The following is a 5,691-nucleotide window of genomic DNA, read 5'->3' as shown; positions in this document are numbered from 1 at the left end:
TAGCGTAGAGTGACTTTGCCGCCAGCCAATCGTTAGGCCAGTTGACCCGGGCAATGAAATCGCGATTGCGGATTCGCCCGAGCCAATGCCAGTCCAGATTTTCAACTTCGCGAAAGAATGGCGTGCGAAATCCAGAATCAGCAACGATGATAGGCGCTACATCGGCTGGTAGCAATGCTTGCAAACTCCTAAGAAATCGCTGCTGTATCCGACGGTTGCCCAGTTTCTTAACGGGATGAATTTCTTCGTGCAAGGTAACGGAATGCCCTCCCGTAGGCAAAGCTGCTCGTAAGCGTTGCTGATGCTGATCTGTTGTCAGGGGCGACCAGTCGATAAGGATCAAGGGCAGGGGCAGGGATTGCAATAGCTATCGGGTCATAGTGCCGTATATCTCCATGCGTTCGCTGTTGAGATGGTAATTGCCGGCTAAGCGATCCATACGTTTGATTTTGTATTTGATATAGGCAGGTCAGGAAAGCGACCGCCCGAGCTGCGTAATCGATACAGACGCTCCTTTCAAACCAGCCTGAACAGCAGCCATCAGAGCTTGGAGACGGGTAGCATGAATGCCGGGAACTTTTTATTTCAATAAGTTATGCAGCAGTTCAATAATCGACATAAATTTATCCTTCCAGGTTATTATTTTAGAAAGAAATTTTATGCTCAGACCGGCTTGATCTTATTTTTATCTGAATTCCATCCAACAACACATTGTTTCTTAATGACATTTTTCGGGGATACCTCAGGGGCGCTTCTGGGGAACCCTCAAAAACGAATTGGTACATCATCAAAAATTCAAAACACGACTGCAAGCAAAACAGGAGATTACCGAATATATCGAGATCTTTTATAACCGGCAGCGCAAACAGGAAAAATTGGACTACCTATCGCCAGCAGAATTTACACAGCGATACTATGCAAATCTACTCGCTGCTTAATCATATGGACTCCATATTTGACAACACATATCATTAGGTCCGCTACCTAAAAATAAGTAGCTGAAACTTATTAAGCTATCTGAAGAGGTGTTTGAATAGGTTGACCAGTAGCGTCCAAAACGTTAGAATATGCGCTACTTATGTCTTATATTCCCTGATAGCTCAGTCGGTAGAGCGACGGACTGTTAATCCGCAGGTCCCAGGTTCGAGCCCTGGTCGGGGAGCCATCTATAAATCATGAAGTTATATCAATAGCTTGTCTTTTGGCGGGATCAAAGTGCCGTTATCACGGCCTTGGTGACAATTTCCTTTAGCTTTACACAGAATTTAAATAAGTAAGATTGACGATCTGCATCAGTTGCGTTTCTGGACTCCAATTTTTGCAGAACTTCTTGCTAGTTAATCCGCTGCACTCCATATTTGATATATCACAGCTTAGACTCATTTCATATTGAAAGAGCGCCAACGCGCTACGTAACACTAGAAAACATTTAGAATGTCAGCTTTTTTTGAAATAATAACCCTTAGGTACACCCTTTGATTACAACAGCTAATATCACCATGCAATTTGGTGCCAAGCCACTCTTTGAAAAAGTTTCCGTGAAATTTGGCGGTGGTAATCGCTATGGTTTGATTGGCGCTAATGGTTGCGGCAAATCAACATTCATGAAGATTCTCGGCAAGGATCTTGAACCCACTTCTGGTAATGTCGCTGTCGACAGCGGTGAACGGGTGGGAAAGCTGCGTCAGGATCAATTCGCTTTTGAAGATTGTTTCGTCATTGATACTGTAATGATGGGACATGCAGAATTATGGCACGTCAAACAAGAACGTGACGCAATTTATGCCAACCCGGATGCCACTGAAGAAGATTATCTGTATGCCGCCGAACTTGAGTCTCAATTTGCCGAACTTAATGGGTATTCTGCGGAAGCGCGCGTCGGGGAGCTGCTTCTTGGGGTAGGCATTCCATCTTCCCAGCATCATGGACTGATGAGCGCGATTGCGCCGGGATTCAAGTTACGCGTATTATTGGCACAGGCATTATTTTCCAATCCAGATATCTTATTACTGGATGAACCGACCAATAACCTCGATATTAATACGATTCGCTGGCTGGAAGATGTCATCAATACCAGCAAAAATACAATTATCATTATCTCCCATGACCGGCATTTTCTGAACAGCGTTTGCACGCATATGGCTGATCTGGATTATGGTGAGCTACGGATCTATCCCGGTAACTATGATGAATATATGATCGCCTCGACCCAGGTTCGCGAGCGAATGTTAGCAAATAATGCCAAGAAGAAAACACAGATTGCTGATTTGCAATCTTTTGTCAGTCGTTTCTCTGCGAACGCGTCGAAAGCCAGACAGGCAACCAGCCGTGCACGGCAGATTGAGAAAATAAAACTTGAAGATGTAAAGCCATCCAGCCGCCAATATCCTTTTATCCAGTTTGAAGTGGATGACAGGGATAAGCTGCATCGTCTGGCTGTTTCCATCAAAGAAATCAGCAAGCGTTTCCCTGGATTGGATAAGCCTTTATTTGACCATTTAAGCTTTGACATAGAAGCCGGTGAGAAAGTCGCCATCATTGGCCCTAACGGAATCGGAAAAACTACGCTTATACGTTGCCTTGCAGGTGATTTAACACCGGATTCTGGTGAGATAAAATGGGCCGAGAAGGCGCGTCCCAGTTATTATCCACAGGACCATGCGACTGATTTTGAAGATACCATGTCGTTGACCGAATGGATGGATCAGTGGCGACAAGAAAATGATGATGATCAAACGATACGGGGTATATTGGGTCGATTATTGTTCTCAGGTGATGACGTAAAAAAATCTACCCGCGTGATTTCTGGCGGAGAACAGGGCCGCATGCTCTTTGGTAAGTTGATTCTCCAGAAACCGAATATTATCCTGATGGATGAACCTACCAATCATCTGGATATGGAATCTATCGAATCACTGAACAGCGCACTTGAGAAATTTACAGGCACTTTGATTTTTATTTCACATGACCGGGAATTCGTTTCTTCACTGGCCACACGAATTCTTGAAATGAAACCGGATGGTATTAATGACTTCAAAGGTAATTATGAAGATTATCTTAAATCACAAGGATTTGAATAATTGCGCTTGGTGCAATCAGCCAGAGCAATTGAGCCATGCAAGAAACTAGGGAAAGTTGAAACTAAGGGAGACCTTTGCAAAACCCTATTCTCAAAAATCTAATATTAACGTGAGTTCGACATAAGGATCACATCAGCACGACTGGAAGAGCTTGAGAGAGTCTGATATTAAGTGAGGGTTTCTTCTCCCGGAATGCGTAAGCTATCAGATTAACAAAAAAATTAAATGGGCTGCGATGACGAGAATGCTCGATTTGCGAGATGTTTTTCAGTTGATCGTTGACAGTTTCCATGATCGAGCGTTTACGCAACAAAAGTTTGCCAAACAGCGGCAGCAGCTTGCTTCTTATGTTTTTACACAGCTTGGTGACGAGTTGCACGCCTTCCTCCCAGAGTTGCTCAAAGAGCGGCTGGGAGACATAGCCCAGGTCACCAAAGAGTTGCCCAAATAAGGAACGTGCCAGCTCTGGTACCGGGTCACGGTCATCGACATTACCTGCCGCTATTCTCGCGCTCAGTAATTCCCCCTGGTCATTAATGATTAAGTGCAGCTTGAATCCATAAAACCAATCCACGCTGGCCTTTCCCCTGGCAGCAAATGCTGCCATCACTTTACGTGACCAGATGCGGCGATTGTGACATACACTGATCTTGGTCGAATCAATGAAGCTCATCCCACTGCAGCGCCCAAAACGGCTGATCAGAAAACAGCTCAACAAAGCGATTGTAACTCACCAACCCTGGAAAATAAGGTCGCTCATTCCTCAATACCTGATTCAGGTAATAGTCCTTAGTCCGGCAGCCGGGCAGATGAAACACCACCACGATCGCCATGACTTCACTAAGACACAGTTCCCCTCGTCGCTGACGCGGCTTCAACGAGGATTCCAGCAAGCGCTACACCCACCACGACTCAAACTCCTGGCAAAAGTCGTCTATCGCACAAAAAATCGCTATAGTATCCATCGGAACCTGACTCCTCTAGTGATGAAGCTCTTTCCTAAAATCGTTTCATCATAAGGAATTCGGATTCCTTTTACAGCTTTTCTTGCGTCGAACTCACGTTAATATTAATAAAAACAATGAACTAGCAATCAAGGAAAGGACTTTTGCAAAGGTCTCTAAAGTTGAAAGTGCATGCCGTCAAAACAATTTGGACAGATGGAGTCAGAAGAGTTTGGCCTCAGAGTCCTATGATCTGTAATGCTGCAGCATGGCGGTGTCACCCAGGTGCTAGAGGAAAATGCATGAATGAAAAAGCAGGGTAGCTCCTAATCGAGACTGGGTGCTACTCGATTCAATTTAGCAGGTAAATGGAAGTCTTGGTATCCCAGACACGTCTTGATTCCTGCTGATAGCTTTTTAGTGAAAGATCACGATGAGAAATTCCATTGGATACCGTTTGAATCCGGGATGGTTATTCATGCTTTATTTGCCGATAGAGATGATGAACAATGAGTTTATGTGGTTACTGAAGAGGTGCCGCATCAATATCGCTGGATATATGAGCGCTTGCTTCGGTTGGTGAGGGGAGAGGGTTCATAGTTGTCTGTCTCAGGTTGTAATTTTATGCAGCAATAGTATGCTGATCTCCCTACTCTTTACTGTTCCACCCTGATCGATCCCATATATAACAGCATGCCTCAGCGCTTGGCTTTTAACAATTCTCGAATGCCTCGCTTATTTGATCAGTTGCGCGGCAAACCTCGCTCTTCAGGGCGGGGAAGGATAGCGCGGCAGCGAGAGCTGCTTTGTTTTTTTACTCGCATTTGTTGTATCTTCTTTCTTGCTACCAGTGGGCAATTGTGCCCCCAATGACGGCGTGTAATACATGTAAGTTTCCCTCTCACGAGGCTGCCGCCGGATAGGCGGAAAGTAACGCTTGCGGAGATATGAGTCGCGCAGCAAGGGACTCAGCCCAAGAACCCACCGAAGCGACTATGTAGGCCAGCGTATAGCGCCGTAGGAATCTCCCGCCTTCAGACAGGAGAGGATGTCAAAGCTCTCAGCCCAGCCAAGTATGTTGCAAAGAACCCCAGATAGTCCGGGGTTCTTTGTTAGCGCCAGTTCGATTTTATACAGGCCTAATATTGGATGCTTGTTTACCTTTAGGTCCAGTAATCACTTCAAAAGTGACACGCTGAGCTTCGCGCAGAGACTTGAAACCTTCACTATTAATGGCCGAAAAGTGTGCAAACAAATCTTCTCCGCCACCATCTGGAGTAATAAAGCCAAAACCTTTAACGTCATTGAACCACTTAACAGTACCTGTTGCCATGTTGTTTCCTTAAAAATTAATCAATTCATACGGTGATGATTATGTAGTTGCATATTCAACCCTTTTTTTGCCCTCAAAGCATAGATCAGTAACGTTGGCAAACGGACTAGGCGCGCATACTAAGCGTCCCTCGTGACTGCCAGGTTAACCTCTAACCCTAACTTAGCTTTGATGCTTCAATAGATTATCGAGATATGCTGATAAAAAAAATACGTGCAAACACGTATGAGTAATCCTTATTAGAAGCTGTCTGGTAAAACATTAGACGCATTTTGCAAGTGTTATTTTCATCATGGCGATTCGAATCATATTTTCGGCAGTGCCGGGCAGGATC

General features: G+C 44.8%; 2 protein-coding genes, 1 tRNA gene and 3 pseudogenes. 3 read left to right on the top strand and 3 right to left on the bottom strand.

From position 1 onward, the window contains the following. A pseudogene (locus tag BLW34_RS14805) lies at positions 1-364 on the bottom strand (IS4 family transposase); the annotation flags it as partial. A gap of 376 nt (positions 365-740) precedes the next feature. On the opposite strand from BLW34_RS14805, the pseudogene BLW34_RS14800 reads away from it, so the two are divergent. The 3 genes and pseudogenes from BLW34_RS14800 to BLW34_RS14790 form a co-directional block, all read left to right on the top strand. After that, positions 741-938 (top strand): annotated as a pseudogene (locus BLW34_RS14800) (IS3 family transposase); the annotation flags it as partial. 151 nt (positions 939-1,089) lie between these two features. Next, a tRNA-Asn gene (locus BLW34_RS14795) sits at positions 1,090-1,165 on the top strand. Positions 1,166-1,475: 310 nt separating this feature from the next. Then, positions 1,476-3,080: an ABC-F family ATPase gene (locus tag BLW34_RS14790; protein ID WP_090581208.1), complete on the top strand. Its 1,605-nt coding sequence runs from the start codon at positions 1,476-1,478 to the stop codon at positions 3,078-3,080. 127 nt (positions 3,081-3,207) lie between these two features. Here BLW34_RS14790 and BLW34_RS14785 read toward each other — a convergent pair. Further along, positions 3,208-4,045: pseudogene (locus BLW34_RS14785) on the bottom strand (IS982 family transposase). A gap of 1,108 nt (positions 4,046-5,153) precedes the next feature. Continuing rightward, entirely contained in the window at positions 5,154-5,357 is a 204-nt protein-coding gene (locus tag BLW34_RS14780; protein ID WP_090581205.1) for a cold-shock protein, read from the bottom strand. Positions 5,358-5,691: the final 334 nt, after the last annotated feature.

It is taken from the genome of Nitrosomonas sp. Nm58, assembly GCF_900107335.1.
Classification (GTDB): domain Bacteria; phylum Pseudomonadota; class Gammaproteobacteria; order Burkholderiales; family Nitrosomonadaceae; genus Nitrosomonas.
The sequence above is the reverse complement of the archived record's forward strand: the minus strand, read 5'-3'. Positions and strand labels throughout refer to the sequence as shown.

Excerpts from the sequence above, each read along its gene's own strand:
- BLW34_RS14780 (WP_090581205.1), bottom strand. The coding sequence starts at position 5,357 with ATGGCAACAGGTACTGTTAAGTGGTTCAATGACGTTAAAGGTTTTGGC.